Origin of the sequence: Corallococcus sp. CA041A (genome assembly GCF_003612075.1) — a bacterium.
In the GTDB taxonomy this organism is placed as follows: domain Bacteria; phylum Myxococcota; class Myxococcia; order Myxococcales; family Myxococcaceae; genus Corallococcus; species Corallococcus exiguus.
Genome location: NZ_RAWF01000178.1, coordinates 1 through 20646, shown reverse-complemented (window position 1 = coordinate 20646; position 20646 = coordinate 1). Strand labels below are relative to the sequence as shown.

Here is a 20646-nt window from a genome sequence, read left to right as displayed (position 1 = left end):
CGCGGGTGCCGGGGGGGCGGCGGGCCCTGGCGGCGCGCCTGAGTTCGGATCGGAAGGCTCGGACATCGGCGGTGCCTAGTTGGCCACGGCGGGCATGTCGCTGCTGTTGTGGCCGGCGAGCCGCGTGTTGCGGTTCGACTGGATCGACTGCTGGATGTCCGCCTCCGTCATGCCGGACGACAGCGTGATCGTCGTGGACGTCTTCTGGCCCGTCTCCACGTCACACGCGGACACGTTCACCAGACCGTCCGTGTTGATCTCGAACGTCACTTCGATCTTCACCTCGCCGCGATACCCGATGCGGAAGCCCGAGAACTCGAACTCGCCCAGCATCTCGCACTCCTCGGCGCGGTTGGACTCACCCTGGTACACGCGGATCTTCACCTTCTCCTGCCCGTCGCGGCTGGTGGTGAAGGTCTTCGACCGGTCGATGGGCACCGGCGTGTTCTTGTCGATGATCTTCTCCGTGTACCCACCCACGGTTCCAATCCGCAGCGTCAGCGGCGTGACGTCCACCAGGAACGTCTCCGTCTTGCTGTCCAGCAGCGCGTGCGACTGGAGCGCGGCGCCCATGGCCACGACCTGATCCGGGTTGATGCCCTCCATCGGCTCCCGCTGGAAGTAGTGCTTCACCGAGTTGCGGATGATGGGCAGCCGCGTGGGCCCGCCCACCAGGATGACCGCGTCGATGTCCGCCGCCGTCAACCGCGCGCTCTGCAGCGCTTCATCGCAGACCTTGAACGTGCGCTGCACCAGGTCCATCACCATCCGGTTGAACTGGTCCTGGTTGAGCGTGTTGCGCAGGTCCATCACGTTGCCGTTGGCGTCCTGGCAGATGCCCGAGCAGAGGATGTCCGCGGTGCCGAACTGGCCCACGTCGATCTTCGCCTTCTCCGCCGCGTCCTTCAGCATCTGCAGGCAGTACTTGTTCTGCCGCAGGTCCAGGCGCGTGCGGTTGAGGAAGTCGTCCGCCATCCACGTCATGATGCGGTCGTCGAAGTCGTCGCCGCCCAGGTACGTGTCACCGGCCGTGGCCAGCACCTCGAAGACGTCCTTGCCGATCTCCAGGATGGACACGTCGAACGTGCCGCCGCCCAGGTCGTAGACGACGACGCGCTGGTTGACGTCCCGGCCAAAGCCATACGCCAGCGCCGCCGCCGTGGGCTCATTGAGGATGCGCAGGACTTCCAGCCCCGCGATGCGGCCCGCGTCCTTCGTCGCCTGGCGCTGGTTGTCGTTGAAGTAGGCGGGGACGGTGATGACCGCCTTGTGAACCTCGCGGCCCAGATACGTCTCCGCGACGGCCTTCATCTCCTTGAGCACCAGCGCGGAGATCTCCGGCAGCGAATAGCTGCGCTCCCGCACGCCGATGCGCACCGAGTTGTTGTCGCCCTCGACGATGCGGTAGGGCATCACCGCCTGCGCCTTCTTCACCTCGTCGGAGAAGTAGTAGCGGCCGATGAGGCGCTTGGCCGAGTACACCGTGTTCTCGGGGCTGGTGATGATGTTCTTCTTCGCCGCGTTGCCTACCAGCACGGACCCTTCCTCCAGGAAGGACACGCACGAGGCATGCGTCGTCTCGCCCCACTCGTTGGGGATGACCGTGGGCTGGCCTTCATGGACGACCGACACGCATGAGTACGACGTGCCCAGGTCGATGCCGATTGCGATGTCGTCCGCCATTCCGTCTCCGGTGAAGACCTGCACCCCGATTCCTCTGGGAGAGGGCTGTCGGGAAGCGCACGGAGGTTAGGCTCCACGCACTGGGGTGTCAATTCAATGCCTGATCAAATGCCAGCCATTTCAAGGGCTTAGCGCCAGAGCAGGGGAGCGGGTTCGCGGCGCTGAACCGGGGTCCCATGGACCTTATTTCTAGGGGTGAAGGGGGGAAGTCACCATGTCCGCCATCCTCGCCGCCCTGTCGTCGGACCCCAACCTCCTCCGGTGCGAGCTGCACCGGCTGGCCGGGCAGGTCGTCCTCCGCCCGGAAGCGCGCGCCAATGCCCTGGGGGTGGGCTCCTATGCCCAGGAGGAGGTCCTGCTGCGACGCCTGGCGCCGGACCGGGACCTCACGCTGGACGACCTGGGGCCGCCACACGAATCGGAGGCGGTGCTCTTCCACTCGAACCGGCTGCCGCTGGGCCTGTCGCCCGAGGACAACACCCAGCCCTTCCGGGCCCGCCACTGGTTGTTCGCCCACCAGGGCCCAGTGCCAGACTTCGAGCCCCTGCGTGCCTTGCTGCTGTCTCGCGTGCCGGAGCACCTCCAGCGGCTGGTACGCGGCCCCACCGACAGCGAGGTCCTCTTCGTCCTCTTCCTCACGCACCTGCGTGGGCTGGGGCGCACGGATGATCCGCGCCTGGAGCCTGCCGTGGCCGGCCGCGTGCTGCGCGACACGGTGCTCGAGGTGGAGGCCGCGTTCGTTCAGGCCGGGCAGCGGCGCATGCCCCCGCTCAACATGGTCGCCACCAATGGCGCCGTGCTGGCCGCCACCCGCCGAGGCGAGGCCCCGCTGTACTACACGCGCCTGGAGGGCAGCGCGGAGTGCGCTCACTGCGGCGTGACTCCCACGACTCCGGAGACGCATCCGGAGGTGGGCGCGCACCGTCGCCGCCGCACGGTGGTGGTGGCCAGCCACGTGACGCGCACGCAGGGCTGGGTGGAGCTGCCGCAGGGCACGACGCTGACGGTGGGCGCGGACCTCCAGGTCCAGCACCTGCCGCCGGGCTGAGGAAGGCCGCTACGGACCGCCGAAGAAGGAGACCTCCAGGAAGCGCACGTAGAGGTTGCAGGCGGCGTGGAAGAGCGAGCAGCCGACGAGGGTTCCGGTGCGCTCGCGCATCCAGCCGAAGAGGAGGGCGGGGAAGAACACCGCCAGCCGCCACGTCTGGAAGATGGCCAGGTGGCCCAGCGCGAAGAGGAGCGCCGTCACCCAGAAGGCGCGCCCCAGCCGAGCGCCCAGCACCACGCGCCCCTGGGGCCAGGCGTCGCGCAGGCGGGCCTGGATGTAGCCCCGGTAGAAGAACTCCTCCGGCAGGGCCACGACGAAGAGTTGATCAATCACCCACTCGCCGAAGCGCGGGGGCAGGCGCGGCTGGAAGTGGCCTTCGCCGATGATGGGCGTCAGGTGGCGCGCGAGCGCGGGCGGCAGGTGTGGCACCACCTCCACGAAGGCGGCGAAGCCCGCGAAGAACAGCGGCCCCACGATGGCGCACATCACCAGGAACAGCCGCACGTCCTGCTTCCACGCGCGCAGGGTGAGGCCGTAGTCGCGGTAGTCCTCGTCGCGCCAGCGCATGGGGATGAGCGGCAGGTAGAGGAAGCCCACCGTGGCCACCAGCTTGGGCACGCTGGTGCCCCCGGCGATGAGGAACGCCGCGATGATGCCCAGGAAGCCCAGCGCCCAGAGGCCCATCGCCTCCTGCACCGCGCTCACCTTGAACGGTGGCCCCGAAGGCCGGCTCATGGCACGTCCGCCGAGGCGAGCTCCGCCTTCACCGCGGACAGGGGCAGGGCGCGGACACCACGGCCCCGGCGCTCGACGACGAGGCCCACCAGCCGCCCGTCCCCGTCGTACAGCGGGCTGCCGGGCGCGAGCGTCAGGTCCACGTCGAAGAACGGCGCGGGGGCGACCTTCGCCACCGCGGCCTTGGGCGTGTCCCGCTGGCCCTTCTTGCGCGCGGGCATGACCCCCACCACCCAGCGGCCCGCGAGCCCCTCCGGCACCAGCCGCACCGGCGCCGCGGGCCACGTGCCCTGGGGGCCCGCGACCACCGCGACCTGGAGCGCCGCGCTGGAGAGCACCACGCGCGCCATCAGCGCGTTGCCCGCGTGCACCACCTGGGCGGAGTCGGGACCCACGAGTGACACGGCGGTGAGCACCTGGCCGTCCGCGCCCACGATGATGCCGGGGCCCGCGTTCTGGGGACCGCGCACGCGCACGGACGAGCGGGCGTGCAGCTCCAGCACGCGCTGGAGGTCGGCGCGCGACGGACGGGCCTCCGCGCTGGCCCGCGAGGGCAGGGCCAGGAGGAGACAGAGGAGGACGGGGAGGACCGGGCGGAACATCTTCGCGCCCGGAAGCCTATCAGCGCTCCCGCAGGGCGGCGAGGAAGCTCTCCGCGGACCGGGTGTTGAGGATGTCCTTCTTCCTCGCCCAGCCCCGGCGCGCCGTGGCCACCGCGAAGGCCAGGTTCTTCAGGTCGTCCTGACGGTGCGCGTCGCAGCTCACCACCAGCTTCACCCCGCGCCCCACGGCCTGCCGCACGTACTCGGACTTGATGTCCAGACGCGCCGGCTTGCCGTTGATCTCCACCGCGACGCCGCGCTCGCGGGCTCGCTCCAGCACCTCCTCCATGCGCAGCGCGTACGGCTCGCGGCTCTGGATGAGGCGCCCGGTGGGGTGTCCCAGGATGTGCAGGTGCGGGTTGTCCAGCGCGGCCAGCACCCGGCGCGTCATCTGGTCCTCGTCCATGGAGTGGCGCACGTGGATGGACGCGATGACGACCTCCAGCTGCTCCAGCACGCTGTCCGCGTAGTCCAGGGCCCCCGACTCCAGGATGTCCACCTCGATGCCCTTGAGCAGCCGCATGCCGGGCACCGCCGCGTTCACGCGGTCGATCTCCTCCCACTGCCGCTTGAGGTCGTCCACCTTGAGGCCGCCCGCGTGGATGGCCGCCTCGCTGTGCTCGGTGATGGTGAGGTACTTGAGCCCCAGGGCCTGGGCCGCGCGCGCCATCTCCTCCAGCGTGTTGCGGCCGTCGGACCAGGTGCTGTGCGCGTGCACCGCGCCCTGCACGTCCTCCAGCGTCACCAGGTCCTCCGGCAGCTTCCCGGCCCTGGCGGCCTCCACCTCGCCGTTGTCCTCGCGCAGCTCCGGCGGCACCTCCTGCATGTCCAGCAGCCGGTACAGCGTCGCCTCGTCGGGGACGGGGACCTTGGTGCCGTCCTCGCGGTGCACGCCCCACTCGGAAATCTTGAGGCCCTTCTCGTGGCCCAGGTTGCGCAGCCGGATGTGGTGCGCCTTGGAGCCGGTGAAGTGGTGCAGCGCGGTGGCGAAGTCCTCGTCCGGCAGCACGCGCAGGTCCACCTGGAGGTCGCCCTGCACCATGCGCACGGAGCACTTGCTTTCGCCCTTGCCAATCACCGTGGCCACGCCCGGCGCGTTCGCGAGCGCGTCCAGCACCGGCCCTGCTTCCTTCGCGGAGGCGATGAGGTCCACGTCGGACACCGTCTCCGCGCGACGGCGCACGCTGCCGCCCAGGCTTGCTCGCACCACGCCTGGGGCCTGGCGGATCCGCTCCAGCAGGCCCTCCGCGATGGGGAGCGCGTCACCCAGCAGCTTTCTTTCGCCGCGAGCGCGCCGGTACACGGCGATGCCGTCCAGGAGCTTCGCCTCGCTCTTGGCGCCAAAGCCCTTGAGCGCGCGCACGCGGCCGTCGCGGCAGGCGAGCTCCAGGTCCTCGATGCTGCCCACCTGGAGCGTGCTCCACAGGGCCGCCACCTTCTTCGGCCCCACGTCCGGCAGCTTCATCAGCTCCAGCAGGCCGGCGGGGAACTGGGCCTTCAGCTCCTCGAACGCCGTCATGCGGCCGGTCGTCACCAGCTCGGTGAGCTTCTCGGCGAGCCCCGGGCCGATGCCCTGGAGCTCCTGCAGGCGGCCCTCGGTGACGATGGCGCCCAGGTCCTGCGGCAGGTTCGCGATGCGGTCCGCGCCAATGTCGTAGGCGCGGACGCGGAAGCCGCTCTGCCCCTGGAGCTGGAGCAGGAGGGACATGTCCCGGAGGAGCTGGGCAACGGCCGCCTTGTCGGTGAGCACGGCGATGGAGGGTGTCACGTCAGGAGTCACGGTCGGGAAATTAATGCCGGGGGAACGGGGGTGCAGGCCCGGACGGGTTGTGGGAAAAGGAACGCAATGACGAAGATCAAGCTGGGCCCCGCGGACTTCGCCGAGAGGGAGATGCGGGGCTACGAAATCGGCAAGCGCAACGTCTGCATCGCGAAGATCCAGGGCCGTTACAAGGGCCTTGATGACTGGTGCAACCACGCCGGATGTCTGCTGTCGGGCGGACGCATCGAGGACAACATGGTCGTGTGCCCCTGCCATGAGGTCGGCTTCGACATGGACTCGGGAAAGAACGCGACTTCGCCCGGCGTCTGTGATGACCAGCCGACGGTGCAGCTCACGGTCGAGGACGGAACGCTCGTCGTCGACCTGCCCGACGTTTGAGCCTTCCCTCTTCAGGAGCGTCCACCATGGGACACGACGGACACGATCACGACCATGACCACGGTCATGGCCATCACCCCCCCCACGGTCATTCGCATGACCACGGCCACGGTCATTCGCACGACCACGGTCATGACCACGGCCACTCGCACGACCACGGGCACTCGCACGAGGGCTCCCCGGTGGCGGCGGAGCACAAGTCGCGCGCGCCGGTACATGTCAGCGCGTACGTGGTGACGTGCTCGGACAGCCGGGACGAAGCGCACGACGGCAGCGGGAAGGACCTGCGCGAGGGTCTGGCCGCCGCGGGGCACACCGTCGCCGGGCACACGGTGGTGAAGGATGAGCCGGAGGCCATCCGGGGCGCGCTCGCGCAGGCGCAGGCGGCGGGGGCCCGCGCGGTGCTCTTCACGGGAGGCACGGGCATTGGCCGGCGCGACTGCACGGTGGAGACGCTGCGCGCGCTCTTCGAAAAAGAGCTGCCCGGCTTCGGTGAGCTGTTCCGCATGCTGTCGTTCCAGCGCATCGGCAGCCCCGCGATGATGTCGCGCGCCACGGCGGGCACGTACCAGGGGATGATCCTCTTCGCGCTGCCGGGCTCGCCGCAGGCGGTGCGGCTGGCACTGGACGCGCTCATCCTCCCGGAGCTGGGCCACGCGGTGCGCGAGCTCACGCGTTAGGACTGGACGCGTGATGAAGAAGCGCCGTGTCGCGCACACCGGCTTGAGCACCCAGGCGGCCGACCTCCTGCGTCCCCGCCTGGATGCCTTCCTGGCCTCAACGGACCAGAAGGCGCGCATCGGGTTCGACCCGGTGGAGTTTCCCCACCGCTACACGGATCCACGCGATGTGGAGGTCAGCGCGCTGCTCGCGGCGGCGCTGGCCTACGGGCGCGCGGACCTCTTCCGCCCGAAGGTGGACGCGCTCCTGAAGCAGATGGGGCCGTCACCCGCGGCCTTCGTGCGTGCGCTGGACGTGAAGGGCGCGAAGGCGCTGCTCACGGGCTTCGTGTACCGCTTCAACGTGGGCACCGACCTCGCGGTGCTGCTGCTGGGCATGGGCCGCGCGCTGCGCGAGCACGGCAGCCTGGAGGCCCTGTTCGCGCGGGGCTTCCAGGCGAGCGGCACGCTGCACGGGGCGATTTCAGCCTTCACCGCCGCGCTGCGGGACGTGCCCATGGGCGCGCTCCGCAAGGCCATGGGACCAGAGAAGGGGCTGCATCACCTGCTGCCCTCGCCGCTGGGGCCGGGCGCGGCGAAGCGCCTCAACCTGTACCTGCGGTGGATGGTGCGCGGACCTGACGCGGTGGACTTCGGCATCTGGAAGCAGGTGCCCGCGTCAGCACTGCTGGTCCCACTGGACACGCACATCGGACGCATGGCGCTCCACCTGGGCCTCACGCAGCGCACCGACCTCACCTGGCGTACGGCGGAGGAGGTGACGGCATCGCTGCGGGCGCTCGATCCCGAGGACCCCGTCCGCTACGACTTTGCTTTGTGCCACTACGGAATGAGTGGCGCCTGCCCGGCGAAGACGCTGCCCCAGCACTGTGAGCGTTGTTCGCTCCTACCTTCCTGCAAGGTAGGCCCCCAAGTCATCGCGCGCGGTTCACTGCAATTCTGAGTCCCACCCGACCCGGAAATGGGCTACGGGCAGTCCGCGCGGCCCCGCGTTGACGGGTTGGCGCGGTCAAGGCTGCAATGCGGTCGGGCGACGCGGGAAAATTGATCCTGCGGGGCACGAGGAGCGACGCGGTGCACGCAATGCTGGTGGCGGTTCCAGCCCCGGTGGCCCAGGACGTGGAGCGCGACCTTTGCGCCACGGCCGAGGGGCGTGCCTGTCGAGTGATCCGCGTGGAGTCCCCGCCGGAGCCGCTGCCCGAAGGACTCCTCGTTCTCTGGGACCACGGCGGTCCGCTGGAGGCCGTGAAGGCGCGCTGCCAGTGGGCACACGCGCGGCGGCTGCCGACGCGGACCTGGCTGGTCGTGCTGACGAAGCGCGAGGGCGAGGAGGCGGAGGCGCTGGTGGCCGCGGGCGCGGACGAGTGCGTGGCGCCGCCCGGCACGCGCTGGGGCGCGAGGCTCGTGGCGCTGCGGCGCAGATCCGCGGACGGGGACGCGCAGGCGCTCCGGCGAGCGCGCGACATGTTCCAGGGCGCGCTGGACGCGGTGCCGGAGCCGCTGTTCATCAAGGACCGAGAGCACCGGCTCGTGGCGGTGAACGGCGCCTACTGCCGCCTGCTGGATCAATCCGCTGAAGCGCTGCGGGGCACGGTCTCCTCGGCGCAGGTGCCACCGCACGAGGCGGAGGCGTCATGGCGCCAGGACGAGCGCGCCTTCACCACCGGGCAGACCGTGGAGGACGAGGGCTCCTTCACCGACGCCAAGGGCCGCTCGCACGAGGTGCTCACGCAGCGGGCCGCGTACATGCTGCCCAACGGCGAGCGCTTCCTCGTGGGGCTGGTGCGCGACGTCACCGAGCGCTCCCGCCAGGAGACGCAGCGGCGCCTGGCGGAGCGGATGACGTCCGTGGGTACGCTGGCCGCGGGCGTCGCGCATGAAATCAACAACCCGCTCTCCTACGTGACCTCCAACCTGGCCTACCTCTGGGAGCGCGTCGCGCAGCCGGTGCTTCCGGTGCCGACCGAGCAACTGGAGGAGCTGCGGCAGGTGGTGGCGGAGGCGCTGGAGGGCGCGGGGCGGGTGCGCTCCATCGTGCGCGACCTGCGGACGTTCTCGCGCACGGAGGAGGAGCAGCACGGGCCGGTGGATGTTCGGCGCGCGGTGGAGAACGCGGTCAAGCTGATGCGCGACGACCTCCAGCACCGCGCGTGCATGGCGTGCGACCTGGAGCCGGTGGCCGCGGTGCATGGCAACGAAGGCCGGCTGGCGCAGGTCGTCACGGGCCTGCTGACGAACGCGCTCCAGGCCTTCGGCGATAGGGCTCCGGAGGAGAACCTGATCAAGCTGCGCGTGCGTCCGGGCCGCGAGGGCCACGTGCTCATCGAGGTGGAGGACAACGGGCACGGGATGCCCGCGGAGGTGCGCCAGCGCATCTTCGACCCGTTCTTCACCACGCGCTCGCCCAAGGGCGGCACGGGCCTGGGCCTGTCCATCTGCCTCACGCTGGTGCACGCGATGGGCGGCCACATCGAGGTGGCCAGCGAAGAGGGGCAGGGCAGCCTCTTCCGCGTGGAGCTGCCGGCGCTCACGTTGCCGCCCGAAGCGCTCAAATCCGCGCAGGCCACCCCGGCCGTGACGGAGGCGCCCCCGTCGCAGTCGGTGCGCACGACGCGAGACCTGCGCCGGTTGCTGCTCATCGACGACGAGCCCGCGGTGGGCAGCGCGGTGAGCCGCCTCTTGCGCAACCTCTACGAGGTGCACGTCATCCAGGACGCACGCGAGGCCCTGAAGCGTCTGTCGCACGGCGAGAAGTTCGACGCCATCATCTGCGACCTGATGATGCCGGGCATGAGCGGCATGGACTTCCTGGTGGAGCTGGAGCGGCTGGCGCCGGAGCTGGCGCCGCGCACCGGCCTGATGACGGGCGGGGTGAACCCGCTGGCCCGCGAGTTCGTGGGCCGCCGCGCGAGAGAGTTGCTGGAGAAGCCCTTCGAGCGCGACCAGCTGTGCACCTTCGTCGAAACGCTGATGCAATGAAGCACCGGACTCGCTGGACGCTGGGGGCCGTGCTCGCGGCCCTGTTGCTCGCGGTCGTCTTCCTGCTGCCGCCCGAGCTGCGAGGGCTGTCCTTCGTGCTGCGCGCGGCGGGCCTCCACGGCACCGCGGCCGATACCCTGGCCAGCTACGACACCCGGGCCTTTTCCGTCGCGGACCTGAGCGTGCCCACGCACCACGGGCGGGTGCGCGCGCGGCTCTACCGTCCGGACCGGCGCAAGGGCCGGCTCATCGTGCTCACCTCGGGCGTGCACGCCGCGGGCATCGACGAGCCCCGGCTGGTGAGCCTGGCGGAGAACCTGGCGATGAGCGGACATCCGGTGCTCACGCCGGAGCCCCCGGACCTGCTGCGCTACGAAATCACGCCGTGCCTGCCGGACATCATCGAGGAGACGGCGCTGTGGGCGCTGGGGCAGGAATCGCTGGCGCCAGAGGGGAAGGTGGACCTCTTCGGCATCAGCTTCTCCGGAGGACTGTCCGTCGTCGCCGCAGGCCGGCCCGCGCTGCGCGACAAGGTGGCCGCGGTGCTGTCCTTCGGGGGACACGGCGACCTGTCACGCGTGCTGTCCTTCCTGTGCACGGGTGTGCAGGCGGACGGGACGCACCGCAAGCCGCACGACTACGGCGTGGTGGTCATCCTGCTGAACGTGGCGGACCGGCTGGTGCCGCCGGAGCAGGTGGAGGCCTTGCGCGAGGGCGTCCTGAAGTTCATGCATGCGTCGCACCTGACGCTCGTGGACTCGAAGCAGGCGGAGGCCGCGTTCGCGGAGGCGCGCGCGATGGAGGCCACGTTGCCGGAGCCCGCCGCCACGCTGCTGCACCAGGTGAACACGCGTGACGTGGCCGCGCTGGGAGCCCGGTTGCTGCCCTTCGTGAAGGACTTCGCCGGGGACCCGTCGCTGTCGCCGGAGCGTTCCCCCGCGCCCCTGGCGCCGGTGTACCTGCTGCACGGGATGGACGACTCCGTCATCCCCGCCATTGAATCCACGCTGCTGGCGCGCGCGCTGGAGCCGCACACGCGCGTGCACCTGCGGCCCACGCCGCTCATCACCCACGCGGAGATGGACCGGCAGGCCAGCGCGGTGGACGCGCTGAAGATGGTGCGCTTCTGGTCGGCCCTCCTCGGCGAGTAGTGCGCCACCGCGCGACTTGACGTCCGAGCCCGGGAACGGGTGCCATGGCGGTCATGTCCGTGTCCCTCATGGTGTCGTTCGGGCTGGGTTGGCTGTTGGCGGCCGCGCCTTCGCAGGCGAAGCGAATCGTCCCGTGTACGCCGGACTCCGCAGATTGGAAGTCGGCGCGGGAGGAGTTGTCCGCGTTCGACGCGCGGATGGAGGCGCTCGCGGACGACGGCGAGGTGGTGGCGGCACAGGCCGGGATCCTGTCCCTGCTGGGCCACCGTTGCTTCCGGATTGCCCGCGAAGAGGAGGGGCTGGAAGCGCTGACCCAGAACGAGGAGGGCCCCGTGCCCGCGCTCGCGTTGAAGACGTGGTGGCGCGACGGGGGCAAGGCGTACTTCACGTCCCATCTGGAGCTGGGCGGTCCAGGGGCGCGGACCATCGTGATTCCGCCGGACGTTCGCGACGTGCTGTCGCGCGAGGCGTCACCGAAGCATTGGCTGGCCTCACTGCTGTGTCCCATGAAGGTGGGGGATTGCGGCGCGGAGACCGAGGCCTGGCGCGCGCGGGCGGAGAAGTCCTTCCGTCCGGAGAACCGTCGCCCCGGCACGTTCGACGAGGATGCGCAGACTCCCCCGGACTGCATGAAGGAAGCCCGGAAGCAGCCATCCCTCCATCGCTACAAGACGTGGCGAGCATGCCTGGCGCTCAGCCCGGGGGCGCGGCACGTTCTGCCCGTGCTTCCACTGGGACGCATCCGAGCGCCGACGGACGGCTGGCTGGTGATACGGGGCAGACGGGGGCATTACGCGTTCTGTGATCAGCTCGACGCCTACCACCTGGCGACGGGGGCCACGTACCGCTCGAGCAGTTGCTCCAACCTGGCGTTGAAGTCCGACGGCAAGGTGGACGTGGCGGGAACGGACGCCGCACGGCAGTCCGGTGTGAGGGTGGGGCGCGTGTCGCCGGAGCGGATCCGCGAACTGGTGTGGATGCTGTTGCTGGAGCCAGAGGTGAAGGACCGGGTGCAGGTGGAGGCCGTGCGCGTGCCGGTGCCGAAGGGCCTCCGCGTCGAGTGGCCCGCGACCGATGAACGGAGCGAGGGCGGAATCGCCGGTGGGGTCTTCGGAGGATCCACGGCGCAGACGACCTTGAGCTGGAAGTGGTTTCCTCCCGGGGGCGCGGAGCCCATGTCTGGCGATTTCAGGTTTCCCTACTCATGGGCTCCCGGCGAGGACCACGCGAACGTGCTCATGACCGAAGCCGAAGCCACGTTGCAGGAGGGCTGCCCTGCATTGCCCGTTCCGGTCCGGGAGCTCGACTTCACGCGAGGGCCCGGCGTCAATCGCGTCGACGCACCAGAGGGAGTGTCGAAGGTCCAGGACGCGCGGGTGGACGCGCTGCTCACCTGGAAGCCCGCGGCGGGATGCGTCCCGGGCAAGAACGGCGGGTGAGCTTCAGCGCGCTAACGATTGCAACACCAAGCATCGCGGAGGGCAGGCGTCCGGGCGTCACGCAGGCGACACGGCCTTCGGGGGATGGTGGCGCGGTGGGGGCGCCGGTTAAAGCTCTCGCCCCATGAGCGTCTGTCTCCCCGACGTCCTCCCCCACGAAGATGTCATCGACTACGTGCAGCGCCTGAGCGGCGGCTTTGATGCGCGCCTGTATCAGCAGGTGTTGGGCGCGGCGAATGCGTTCAAGGAAGGCGACGAGGCCATCGGCGTCGCGGCGGCGGACGAGGCTTCGCGGCGCAACGCACGGACCCTGTTGTCGCGCACGCAGCTGGACGACCTGCACGCGCATCCTCCGTTCGAGGACCGGATGTATGTCTTCAACCTGGAGGCGTGGGACGCGGCGCGCTGGAAGCGCGTGGCGGATTGGACGCTGGGCCAGCTCAAGGACTTCCTCCTCACCGCGCCGGAGCCCCAGGTGCATGACGTCCTGGGCGGGCTGCCGAGTGATGTCATCGCGTGCGTCGTGAAGCTGATGGACGACGCGGAGCTGAAGACAGTCGGTGGGCGCATCTTCCATCCGTTGCCGGGCAGCCGCGTGGGCGCGAAGGGCTATCTGGGTGCGCGCTTGCAGCCCAACTCGCCCACGGATCATCCGGAGGACATCTGCTGGCAGGTCCTCAACGGGTGGTCCTTCGCGGTGGGCGACGTGGTGCTGGGGACCAACCCCGTGTCCTCGGACGTGGCGTCGGTGGCCGCGGTGGAGTCCGCGCTGCACGACGTGCTGGTGACGTTCGGGTTGGAGGAGGTGATGCCCCACTGCGTGCTCTCGCACATCGACGTGCAGGCGCAGGTGGAGGCGATGCGGCCGGGCACCACGGGCATCTGGTTCCAGAGCCTCGGTGGAAACGAAGCGGCCAACCGCACCTTCGACGTGACGCTGGAGAAGATGGTGGCGCACGCGGCGTCGCGCACCGGCAAGTGGGGCCTGTACTTCGAGACAGGGCAGGGCGCCGACGCGACGAACGGGCACCACCACGGCACGGACATGCTCATCCACGAGTCGCGCAAGTACGGCTTCGCGCGAGCGCTCAAACGCCGCGTGGCCCTGGCGCAGGCGGGGACGGGGCGGGACGCGGCGCCGTGGGTGCACGTCAACGACGTGGCGGGCTTCATTGGCCCGGAGGTGTTCCGCACGCGCGAGCAGTTGGTGCGTTGCTGCCTGGAAGACATCGTGATGGGCAAGCTGCACGGCCTCACGCTGGGCCTGGACGTGTGCTCCACGCTGCACATGGACGTCACGCTGGATGACCTGGGCTGGTGCCAGGAGCAGCTCGCGGAGGCAGGGCCCGCGTACATGATGTCGCTGCCCACGCGGAATGATCCGATGCTCAGCTACCTCACCACGTCCTTCCAGGACCACGTGCGGCTTCGCGAGCGGTACGGCCTGAAGGTGGACGACCGGATGTGGGCCTTCTTCCAGCGCCTGGGCGTCATCGACGCGGACGGCCGGCCCACGAAGCACTTCGGCGACCCGGCCCACGTCTACGTGCACTTCCGACGGGCCAAGGGCGACACGCGTCCGGAGGCGGAGCTGCGGGCGGAGGCGGAAGTGAAGATGGCGGAGGTGCGCGCCCGGGGCGTGCCGCTCGCGGTGGGGCACGGCGAGGCGCCCTGGACGCTGGAGCCCACGCTGGAGCGGGAGGTGCGCGGTCTCTACGACGACGGCAAGGTGGGGTTGTGGTCGGAGCTGTCCGACGCGGCGGTGGAGTCCATCCCGCGCGCGGCGTGGCTCAAGACGCGCTCCCTGGACCGTCGCGACTACATCCTGCACCCGCCGTCCGGCGAGTCTCTGGACGAGGCCTCGGAGGCGAAGGTGCGTGCGCTGCGCGACCAGCACGCGGGCCGGTATGACGCGCAGGTGGTCATCTCGGACGGGCTGGATCCGCGCTCGCTGATGGACGAGGGCCACCTGGCGCCGTTCCTGGCGCGGCTGCGCTCGGAGTTGGAGGCGACGGGCTGGAGGGTGGCGTCGGAGGTGCTGGTGGTGAAGCACGGCCGGGTACGCGCGGGCTACCAGGTGGGCCAGCTGCTGTTCGGCGCGGAAGGGGACCCACGTCCGCGCGCCCTGGTGCATGTGATTGGCGAGCGCCCTGGCTCCGGGCACCACGCCTTCTCCGCGTACCTCACGGCGCCGGACGCGGACACCTGGGCGAAGCCGGGAGCGGTAGACCACGACCGCACCCGGCTCATCGCCGGCATCTCGGACACCAGCGTCCGGCCGGAGGACGCCGCCGTGGAGTTGGCGCGGATCCTCGCGGAGACGCGGACTTCAACCGCCCCCATGGTGTCGGGGGTGGCCTAGTTACGTGCGTCTGTCTTTGTCACGCGACCGATGACGTCAGCGGCTCAGCACTCCTGGATGTACTCCGAGTAGACCGACCGGCCGCCCCAGTAGTAGAGCCCGCCGCAGTAGCAACCAAACTCACCAATCAACTGGGTGTGCGCGGCGTCGTTGTAATACCGGTGCAGGTTCGCGTTCGGCTCGTTGGAACAGTCCGGAAGGGGCGCTTCCTGCGAGGCAAGATTCGGCTCGGATTCCTGCTCCATGGGACCGCCACAGCCCACCGCCATCGCCAGCAAACCACCGAGAATGAATGACCGCATGTGTCCTCCTTGAGGGGGACGCAAACCATATGCGGCCTGCGACTGTGCGTGAAACAGGGTGTCGCGGATTTCAGTGGAACCGTGGATGACGGGTTGCATTGTAAAACATTGCGTCAGCGCAGCGCGGCGATGCTCGCGGCGGTGCGCACGCCACCCACCGCGGTGGCCAGGGTGCTCTGGCCCGGGAACACGGAGTCCCCCACCAACCACACTCCGCGCTGCGCCTGGAAGGGTCCCAGCACGCGGTAGTTGTTCAACCCCGCGCGACGGGGAACGCCGCCCACCGCGCCAGCCTCGCGCAACGTGAAGCGCTGGAACGTGCGCGGCGACGCCGTCATGACGTGCACCACGTTGGCCATCCACTCCGGGAGCAGCGCGTCCAGGTTCTCGCGCATCCGCGCATGGAGCCCGGCGAAGTAGGGCGCTTGCTCCTCGGGCGTCATGCCCGCGACCTTCTTCAACGGCACGTGCGTGGACACCGTCACCGTGCGCTGCCCCGGCCGTGCGCGCCCTTCGTCCGCCGCCTCGCTCACGGAGGCGAAGAGGTGGTTGCCTTCGATGAAGGGGGCTTGCTCGTCGCGCACCAGCTCGAAGTGATGCGCGCCGCCGGAGTCACCTTCGGGAGGCCGCACGACGAGGTAGAGCATCGCCGCGCCCCAGCCGTCATCCACGCGCTCGGCGAGCGCATCCACCCGGGGAAGCCTCCCCACCGGAACCTCCATCAGCGTGCGCAGCCCTTGAGGCAGCACGTTGGCCACCACATGCCGGGCGAGCAGCTCACCCCTGCGCGCCGTCACCCGCCAGCCTCCATCCACCGGCGTCACCGAGCGCACCCGGTTCGCCATGAACACGTCGCCGCCCTGGGCCGAGATGGCCTTCGTCAGCGCCGTCGCCAACCGGCCGATGCCGCCCCGCACGTGCCCCGTGCCGCGCCAGTAGTAGTCCATCGCCGCGAACGCGAACGGCGCCTCCGCCTCCGCCGCGGGGCACTGCACGGTGATCTGACAGAGCGCGTCCAGGTACGTGCGCAGCGGCGTGAAGCCCTCCAGCCCGTGCTGCGCGAGCACCACGCCCAGCGGACGGCCCAGCCACCGCGCCAGCGGCGCGTAGGACCACGCGCGCCCCGCGTGCCGCATCAGCGTCTTCAGGTTCAACGGTGGCAGCAGGTCCGGGTCATCGAACAGCGGCCACAGCGCACCGGCCACCTGGGCCTGTAGTTCGAAGAACCGCCGCACGCCCCGCACGGGGGCTCCGGGCAGCGCGCAGAACGCGGCGATGAGCCGCTCCCGGTCCCGGTGCACGGGCAGCCGCATCCCCGGGGTTCGCAGCTCCACCAGGGGATCCAACCAGTCCACCGTCACGTCCAGCGCGTGCTCGCGGATCCACCGGCCGAAGAGCTGATGCTCACCGAAGCCGGAGAACAGCGTGGCGCCGGACTCGAAGGCGTAGCCACCGCGCCGGAAGGTGCTTGCGCAGCCGCCCGGGTAGTTGAGCCCTTCGCACAGCGCCACCCGGGCGCCCCGGCGGCACAACTCCAGCGCCGTGCCCAGGCCACCGAAGCCCGCACCCACCACCACCGCGTCGTACCAGGTGTCCGCCATTGCTCGGGTAAAAGGACCGGCACCGGGAGCGGGCCGGGGGAGACCCGCTCCTTCCGGTGCCGGTATCGCGCACATGGCCAGGCGCGACGGGAGTCTCCTAACGGGCCCGCACTCCCGCCGCGATTCTTTTCCCCACTCGAGGGGGAGACAGGCGTCCGGGCGCTTCCACTGGCGAACACCCGGCCCCGCGGCTACGGCATCTTCAGCCTGATGTTGAACGTGTATGACACGTTCACCGGACGGCCCTGGAACGTCAGCGGCTGATAAGTCCGCGAGGAGAGGGACTCCAGCACCGCGTCATCCATGAACGGCAGGCCCTTGATGATGCGGCAGTCGCGCACCCGGCCCTCCGTGGTGATGACGCACTTCGCGATGATCATCCCCTCCACGCCCGCGCGCCGCGCCTCGAGCGTGTAGCTGAACTGCGAACCGCTCAGCATCTTCGGGGGCGTCATCCCGCCAGTGAAGGGAAGGACCTCCGTGCCCGTGGGCGCGGTCGGGATCCCCGGCACGCCCACGGCGCCGATGGGGCTGGTGCTGTTCCGATCGCCGTCCGGGTGACCCGGCTGACCGGTCTCGCCCGTGCCCGTCGGGTCGGTGGTGTCCGCCGCGTCCGCGATCGTCGTCGGCTCCGGATCCGGCTTCACTTCCGGCGGATCCGCGGGCAGCGGCTTCGGGTTCAGCGGGATGCGGTCCGTGCGCGGCTTGGGCTTCGGCTTCGGTGCGGTCGTGACCGGCTTCGGCTGCGCGGCATTCATCGTCCCCAGTTGGATGGTGGGCTGACGGAAGACGACGTCCTTGAGCGGCTGTTCGACGGTCTCCGGCACGCGGCCGGAGATGAAGAACACCAGGCCCAGGAGTCCCGCGTGCACGCCGATGGACACCCACGCGCCCGTGCCGAACCGTCCCGAGCGCACTCCCCGCCGTTCGATGACCGACTCAAACATCTGACCCGCCTCCTGTTCGGGGCGGACGCTCCAGGCGTCCCGTCCCCACAAGATGCAAGGTACGAAGTCCCGCCAGTCGAAAGGCCGACAGGGCTCCATGTGTTGGTCATGGTTGCGTCATGACGGGCCGCCGCTCAGGACCTCCATGCGGTAGCCCACGCCGCGCAGCGTGTGGATGGTGAAGCCGGACGTGCTCGTCCACCCGAGCTTCTTCTTCAGGTTCGACACGAAGTTGTCCACCGTGCGCGGATCCACCACGACGTCGCGGCCCCACACCGCGTCCAGGATTTCGCCTCGGGGCAGGGCGCGGTCGCGGTGGCGCAACAGGAACGCCAGCAGGTCGAACTCCGTGCGCGTCAGGTCCACTTCACTGCCGTCCGCCCGCAGCACCGCGCGGCGTCCCAGGTCCAGCGTGAAGGCGCCAAAGGTCACCACCTGCGGCGGCGCCGTGCCCGCCCGCCGCACCAGCGCCTGCACGCGCGCGAGCAGCTCCCGCAGCCGGTAGGGCTTGGTGAGGTAGTCCTGCGCGCCGGCCTCGAAGCCGCGCACCAGGTCGTCCTCCAGCGAGCGCGCGGTGAGCATCAACACCATGCTCTTCACGCCCTCCGCGCGCAGGCGGCGGCAGAAGCTGTAGCCGTCCTCGCCCGGCAGCATCACGTCCAGGATGAGCAGGTCGAACACCCGCGACGCCAGGTGCGGCGCCGCGTCCTTCGCGGACGGGGCGTCCGTCACGTCGTAGCCCTCGTCGCGCAGGTTGTCGCGCAGGCCCATGCGCAGGTTGGCGTCGTCCTCGACGATGAGGATGGTCGGGCGGGTGGTGGAGGGTGGCGTCTGCGTCGTCATCGGCGCGTCTCGGGAAAGGTCAGGGCGAAGGTCGTGCCTTCGGGGCCGGAGGAGGCCACCTGGATGCTGCCCTGGTGCAGGCCCATGATTCTGCGGCACAGCGCCAGCCCCAGGCCACTTCCATGCACCTCCGGCCCGGGCGTTGTCAGTCGGTAGAAGTCCTGGAACACGCGCTCCCATTCTTCCGGGGGAATGCCCACCCCGTTGTCGCTGAAGAGCACCGTGGCGCCAAAGCCCGGCTGCGGATAGGCGCGCACAGTGAGGAGCACTGGACTGCGTAGGTTGTAGAGGCAGGCGTTGCGGCCCAGGTTGGCGAAGAGCATCCGCACGAGCGACGCGTCCGCGTCCAGCTCCACGTCCCCCACGTCCGAGCTCAGTTCCACCGGCACGGTGACGGCGTCCATCAGGTCATCGCGCAGGTTGCCCACCGCCTCCTCCAGCCGCACGCGCGCGGGCCTCAGCGCCCATCGCCCCTTGTCGATGCGGTTGAAGGACAGGATGTTCTCCACCAGGAAGTGCAACCCCTCTGCCGCGCGCACGATGCGGGTGGGGTAGTCCCCCGCCTCCGGGCTCTTGCCCAGCCGGCGCTCCAGCGTCTCCCCCAACAGGCGGATGGACGCGAGCGGCGTGCGCAGTTCGTGGGACACGGTGGAGACGAAGTCGCTCTTGAGCTCCACGAAGCGGTACTTGCGCTGCTGGGCCACCACCGCCAGCGCCGCGATGGCCGACGCGAGCGCGCCGCACGCCGCCACGAGCAGCGTCTTCAGGCCGTACCGCGCCTCGATGTCCGCCTCCGCCGCGGCCCAGCCGGGCGTGGCCACCTCCAGCCCCGGGTGCTTCAGGGGCCGCGCCACGCCGCCGGGCCCCAGCCGCACCTGGCCATCTCGGGGGATGAGGTTGCGCCCGCGCAGCTCCTGCGTCAGCTCGGAGAGCAGCGCACCCATGTCCACGGCCAGCCCGTGCACCTGTTCGGCCGCGGGCTCCACGTACCACTGCTCGGCCAGCAGCGTGGGGCCGTCCAGCGGCTCCGGCAGCACCAGCGCTCCCGCGCCGGCCTCCTGCACGCGCGCCACGAAGGCGTCGGAGGGCTCCGACAGGGTGCGGCTCAACGCCACGATGCGCGCCTGGAGGAAGTTGAAGTCCGGCTGCGTGAGCTGGGCCCGGGAGCGCAGCACGTTGCGCTGCAGGCCCGCGTCCCGCGCCATGCCGCCCAGCTCCTCCGGAAGGCCTTCGCGCACCAGCGCCCGGATGAGGGGCTGCGTGTCCTCGCCGCGTTGCAGGTACTCCACCATCAGCAGGGTGAAGGGCAGCTCCTGATCCGGTGGCAGCGGGTGCGCCGCGTGGTAGCGCAGCAGGGCCTCCACCGCCGCGTCCTTGCGCGCCTCGCTGCTGGAGGCCAGGGCGGCCTCCGTCGCGCGCAGCCGGGACAGCCGCTCCTGGTAGGGCGAGGGGGCCTGACCGTCCTCCAGCGCGTGCGCCAGCATCGTGTAGTTGGCCTGGGCCGGGACGTCCGCGCCCTCCCGGGGCCAGTCCACGCGCGGCAGGAACTGGTGGCCGCGGAAGAGCAGGTAGTAGCCCTCGGCGGGCAGCAGCGGGTCGCCCACGGCCGCGTTGAGCTTCGGCAGGTGGGACTTCATCATCTGCGCGAGCGCGGTGCGCAGGGACTCGGCGGCCAGCTGCTCCAGGGCAATCCGCCGCGAGCGCACCTGGGCGCGCGCGTCCTCACGCTCCTGGGTGAAGATGCGCTGGAGGCTCACCAGCCCCCATCCGAGGGCCAGCAGTCCGAAGCCCAGGGCGAGCAATGTGGGGAGGAGTCGGCGCAGCATTCGCGTCCCTTGGGACTGTAGCAGTGTCGACAGGTTTGCGGGCCGGGAGCCTCCAGGGTGAATAAAGTGGGGGCAGCCGGCGTCCCCACGGGTGTCTGGAGATCGGAGACGGAGTCATGGGTTCTCGATGGTGGATGGGTTTGATTGTCGGCCTGGCGACCCAGGGGGCGTTCGCGCAGACCTCGCCGGTCGCCGCGGATGACTGGGGTGATGACGACGGGTACGCCCAGCAGTCCAACGCGGATGATTCCGGGCCCATCGCGCCCTCTCCGCCCCCTGACCTGCCC

The 20646-nt window shown here is 70.2% G+C and carries 17 protein-coding genes; 8 read left to right on the top strand and 9 right to left on the bottom strand.

Annotated elements, in window-relative coordinates:
- Positions 1-75: 75 nt before the first annotated feature.
- On the bottom strand, positions 76-1683 hold the full coding sequence (gene dnaK / locus D7V77_RS27760) for a molecular chaperone DnaK (RefSeq protein WP_120579323.1): 1608 nt from the start codon (positions 1681-1683) through the stop codon (positions 76-78).
- A gap of 214 nt (positions 1684-1897) precedes the next feature.
- On the opposite strand from dnaK, the gene D7V77_RS27755 reads away from it, so the two are divergent.
- A complete protein-coding gene (locus D7V77_RS27755; protein WP_120579321.1) occupies positions 1898-2731 on the top strand; it encodes a class II glutamine amidotransferase in 834 nt (277 codons plus the stop codon).
- Positions 2732-2740: 9 nt separating this feature from the next.
- Here the strand turns inward: D7V77_RS27755 and mrtX are convergent, their stop codons facing one another.
- The 3 genes from mrtX to polX are packed head-to-tail and all read right to left on the bottom strand — an operon-like array spanning position 2741 to position 5848.
- On the bottom strand, positions 2741-3466 hold the full coding sequence (mrtX, locus tag D7V77_RS27750) for a myxosortase MrtX (RefSeq protein WP_120579320.1): 726 nt from the start codon (positions 3464-3466) through the stop codon (positions 2741-2743).
- Entirely contained in the window at positions 3463-4068 is a 606-nt protein-coding gene (locus tag D7V77_RS27745; protein ID WP_120579319.1) for a trypsin-like peptidase domain-containing protein, read from the bottom strand. The genes mrtX and D7V77_RS27745 overlap by 4 nt, the downstream gene beginning before the upstream one ends.
- Positions 4069-4087: 19 nt before the next feature.
- Entirely contained in the window at positions 4088-5848 is a 1761-nt protein-coding gene (gene polX / locus D7V77_RS27740; RefSeq protein ID WP_120579318.1) for a DNA polymerase/3'-5' exonuclease PolX, read from the bottom strand.
- A 66-nt stretch (positions 5849-5914) separates the two neighbouring features.
- Here polX and D7V77_RS27735 point away from each other — a divergent pair, with 66 nt between their 5' ends.
- The 7 genes from D7V77_RS27735 (at position 5915) to eutB (ending at position 14840) form a co-directional block, all read left to right on the top strand.
- A complete protein-coding gene (locus D7V77_RS27735) occupies positions 5915-6229 on the top strand; it encodes a Rieske 2Fe-2S domain-containing protein (protein ID WP_120579317.1) in 315 nt (104 codons plus the stop codon).
- A gap of 182 nt (positions 6230-6411) precedes the next feature.
- The gene (locus D7V77_RS27730; RefSeq protein ID WP_172809273.1) at positions 6412-6909 is read left to right on the top strand and encodes a molybdenum cofactor biosynthesis protein B; all 498 of its coding nucleotides are present in this window, start codon (positions 6412-6414) and stop codon (positions 6907-6909) included.
- A gap of 13 nt (positions 6910-6922) precedes the next feature.
- Complete coding sequence (locus D7V77_RS27725) at positions 6923-7852, top strand: TIGR02757 family protein (protein ID WP_169820116.1); 930 nt, start codon at positions 6923-6925, stop codon at positions 7850-7852.
- A 77-nt stretch (positions 7853-7929) separates the two neighbouring features.
- Complete coding sequence (locus tag D7V77_RS27720) at positions 7930-9888, top strand: hybrid sensor histidine kinase/response regulator (RefSeq protein ID WP_120579315.1); 1959 nt, start codon at positions 7930-7932, stop codon at positions 9886-9888.
- A complete protein-coding gene (locus D7V77_RS27715; protein WP_120579314.1) occupies positions 9885-11039 on the top strand; it encodes a dienelactone hydrolase family protein in 1155 nt (384 codons plus the stop codon). The genes D7V77_RS27720 and D7V77_RS27715 overlap by 4 nt, the downstream gene beginning before the upstream one ends.
- Before the next feature lie 44 nt (positions 11040-11083).
- Positions 11084-12478, top strand: a complete 1395-nt coding sequence (locus D7V77_RS27710) for a hypothetical protein (protein ID WP_120579313.1) — start codon at positions 11084-11086, stop codon at positions 12476-12478.
- A gap of 124 nt (positions 12479-12602) precedes the next feature.
- Positions 12603-14840, top strand: coding sequence for an ethanolamine ammonia-lyase subunit EutB (gene eutB, locus D7V77_RS27705; protein WP_120579312.1), 2238 nt, complete (start codon positions 12603-12605; stop codon positions 14838-14840).
- A gap of 44 nt (positions 14841-14884) precedes the next feature.
- Here eutB and D7V77_RS27700 read toward each other — a convergent pair whose 3' ends face one another.
- From D7V77_RS27700 to D7V77_RS27680, 5 genes are all read right to left on the bottom strand, one after another.
- Positions 14885-15142 (bottom strand): hypothetical protein, encoded by a 258-nt coding sequence (locus tag D7V77_RS27700; protein WP_147452174.1) that lies wholly within the window; start codon positions 15140-15142, stop codon positions 14885-14887.
- A gap of 113 nt (positions 15143-15255) precedes the next feature.
- Positions 15256-16743, bottom strand: coding sequence for an NAD(P)/FAD-dependent oxidoreductase (locus tag D7V77_RS27695; RefSeq protein WP_120579310.1), 1488 nt, complete (start codon positions 16741-16743; stop codon positions 15256-15258).
- Between the two features lie 191 nt (positions 16744-16934).
- Positions 16935-17690 carry an energy transducer TonB gene (locus D7V77_RS27690; RefSeq protein WP_120579309.1) on the bottom strand — a complete coding sequence of 252 codons (756 nt, stop codon included), beginning with the start codon at positions 17688-17690 and terminating at the stop codon, positions 16935-16937.
- A gap of 117 nt (positions 17691-17807) precedes the next feature.
- On the bottom strand, positions 17808-18533 hold the full coding sequence (locus tag D7V77_RS27685) for a response regulator transcription factor (protein ID WP_120579308.1): 726 nt from the start codon (positions 18531-18533) through the stop codon (positions 17808-17810).
- Complete coding sequence (locus D7V77_RS27680; protein WP_120579307.1) at positions 18530-20359, bottom strand: HAMP domain-containing sensor histidine kinase; 1830 nt, start codon at positions 20357-20359, stop codon at positions 18530-18532. The genes D7V77_RS27685 and D7V77_RS27680 overlap by 4 nt, the downstream gene beginning before the upstream one ends.
- Positions 20360-20646: the final 287 nt, after the last annotated feature.

Excerpts from the sequence above, each read along its gene's own strand:
- D7V77_RS27735 (WP_120579317.1), top strand. The coding sequence starts at position 5,915 with ATGACGAAGATCAAGCTGGGCCCCGCGGACTTCGCCGAGAGGGAGATG.
- D7V77_RS27745 (WP_120579319.1), bottom strand. The coding sequence starts at position 4,068 with ATGTTCCGCCCGGTCCTCCCCGTCCTCCTCTGTCTCCTCCTGGCCCTG.
- D7V77_RS27715 (WP_120579314.1), top strand. The coding sequence starts at position 9,885 with ATGAAGCACCGGACTCGCTGGACGCTGGGGGCCGTGCTCGCGGCCCTG.
- D7V77_RS27710 (WP_120579313.1), top strand. The coding sequence starts at position 11,084 with ATGGCGGTCATGTCCGTGTCCCTCATGGTGTCGTTCGGGCTGGGTTGG.
- eutB (WP_120579312.1), top strand. The coding sequence starts at position 12,603 with ATGAGCGTCTGTCTCCCCGACGTCCTCCCCCACGAAGATGTCATCGAC.
- D7V77_RS27685 (WP_120579308.1), bottom strand. The coding sequence starts at position 18,533 with ATGACGACGCAGACGCCACCCTCCACCACCCGCCCGACCATCCTCATC.
- D7V77_RS27690 (WP_120579309.1), bottom strand. The coding sequence starts at position 17,690 with ATGTTTGAGTCGGTCATCGAACGGCGGGGAGTGCGCTCGGGACGGTTC.
- D7V77_RS27680 (WP_120579307.1), bottom strand. The coding sequence starts at position 20,359 with ATGCTGCGCCGACTCCTCCCCACATTGCTCGCCCTGGGCTTCGGACTG.
- dnaK (WP_120579323.1), bottom strand. The coding sequence starts at position 1,683 with ATGGCGGACGACATCGCAATCGGCATCGACCTGGGCACGTCGTACTCA.
- D7V77_RS27700 (WP_147452174.1), bottom strand. The coding sequence starts at position 15,142 with ATGCGGTCATTCATTCTCGGTGGTTTGCTGGCGATGGCGGTGGGCTGT.
- mrtX (WP_120579320.1), bottom strand. The coding sequence starts at position 3,466 with ATGAGCCGGCCTTCGGGGCCACCGTTCAAGGTGAGCGCGGTGCAGGAG.
- D7V77_RS27725 (WP_169820116.1), top strand. The coding sequence starts at position 6,923 with ATGAAGAAGCGCCGTGTCGCGCACACCGGCTTGAGCACCCAGGCGGCC.
- D7V77_RS27720 (WP_120579315.1), top strand. The coding sequence starts at position 7,930 with ATGCGGTCGGGCGACGCGGGAAAATTGATCCTGCGGGGCACGAGGAGC.
- D7V77_RS27695 (WP_120579310.1), bottom strand. The coding sequence starts at position 16,743 with ATGGCGGACACCTGGTACGACGCGGTGGTGGTGGGTGCGGGCTTCGGT.
- D7V77_RS27755 (WP_120579321.1), top strand. The coding sequence starts at position 1,898 with ATGTCCGCCATCCTCGCCGCCCTGTCGTCGGACCCCAACCTCCTCCGG.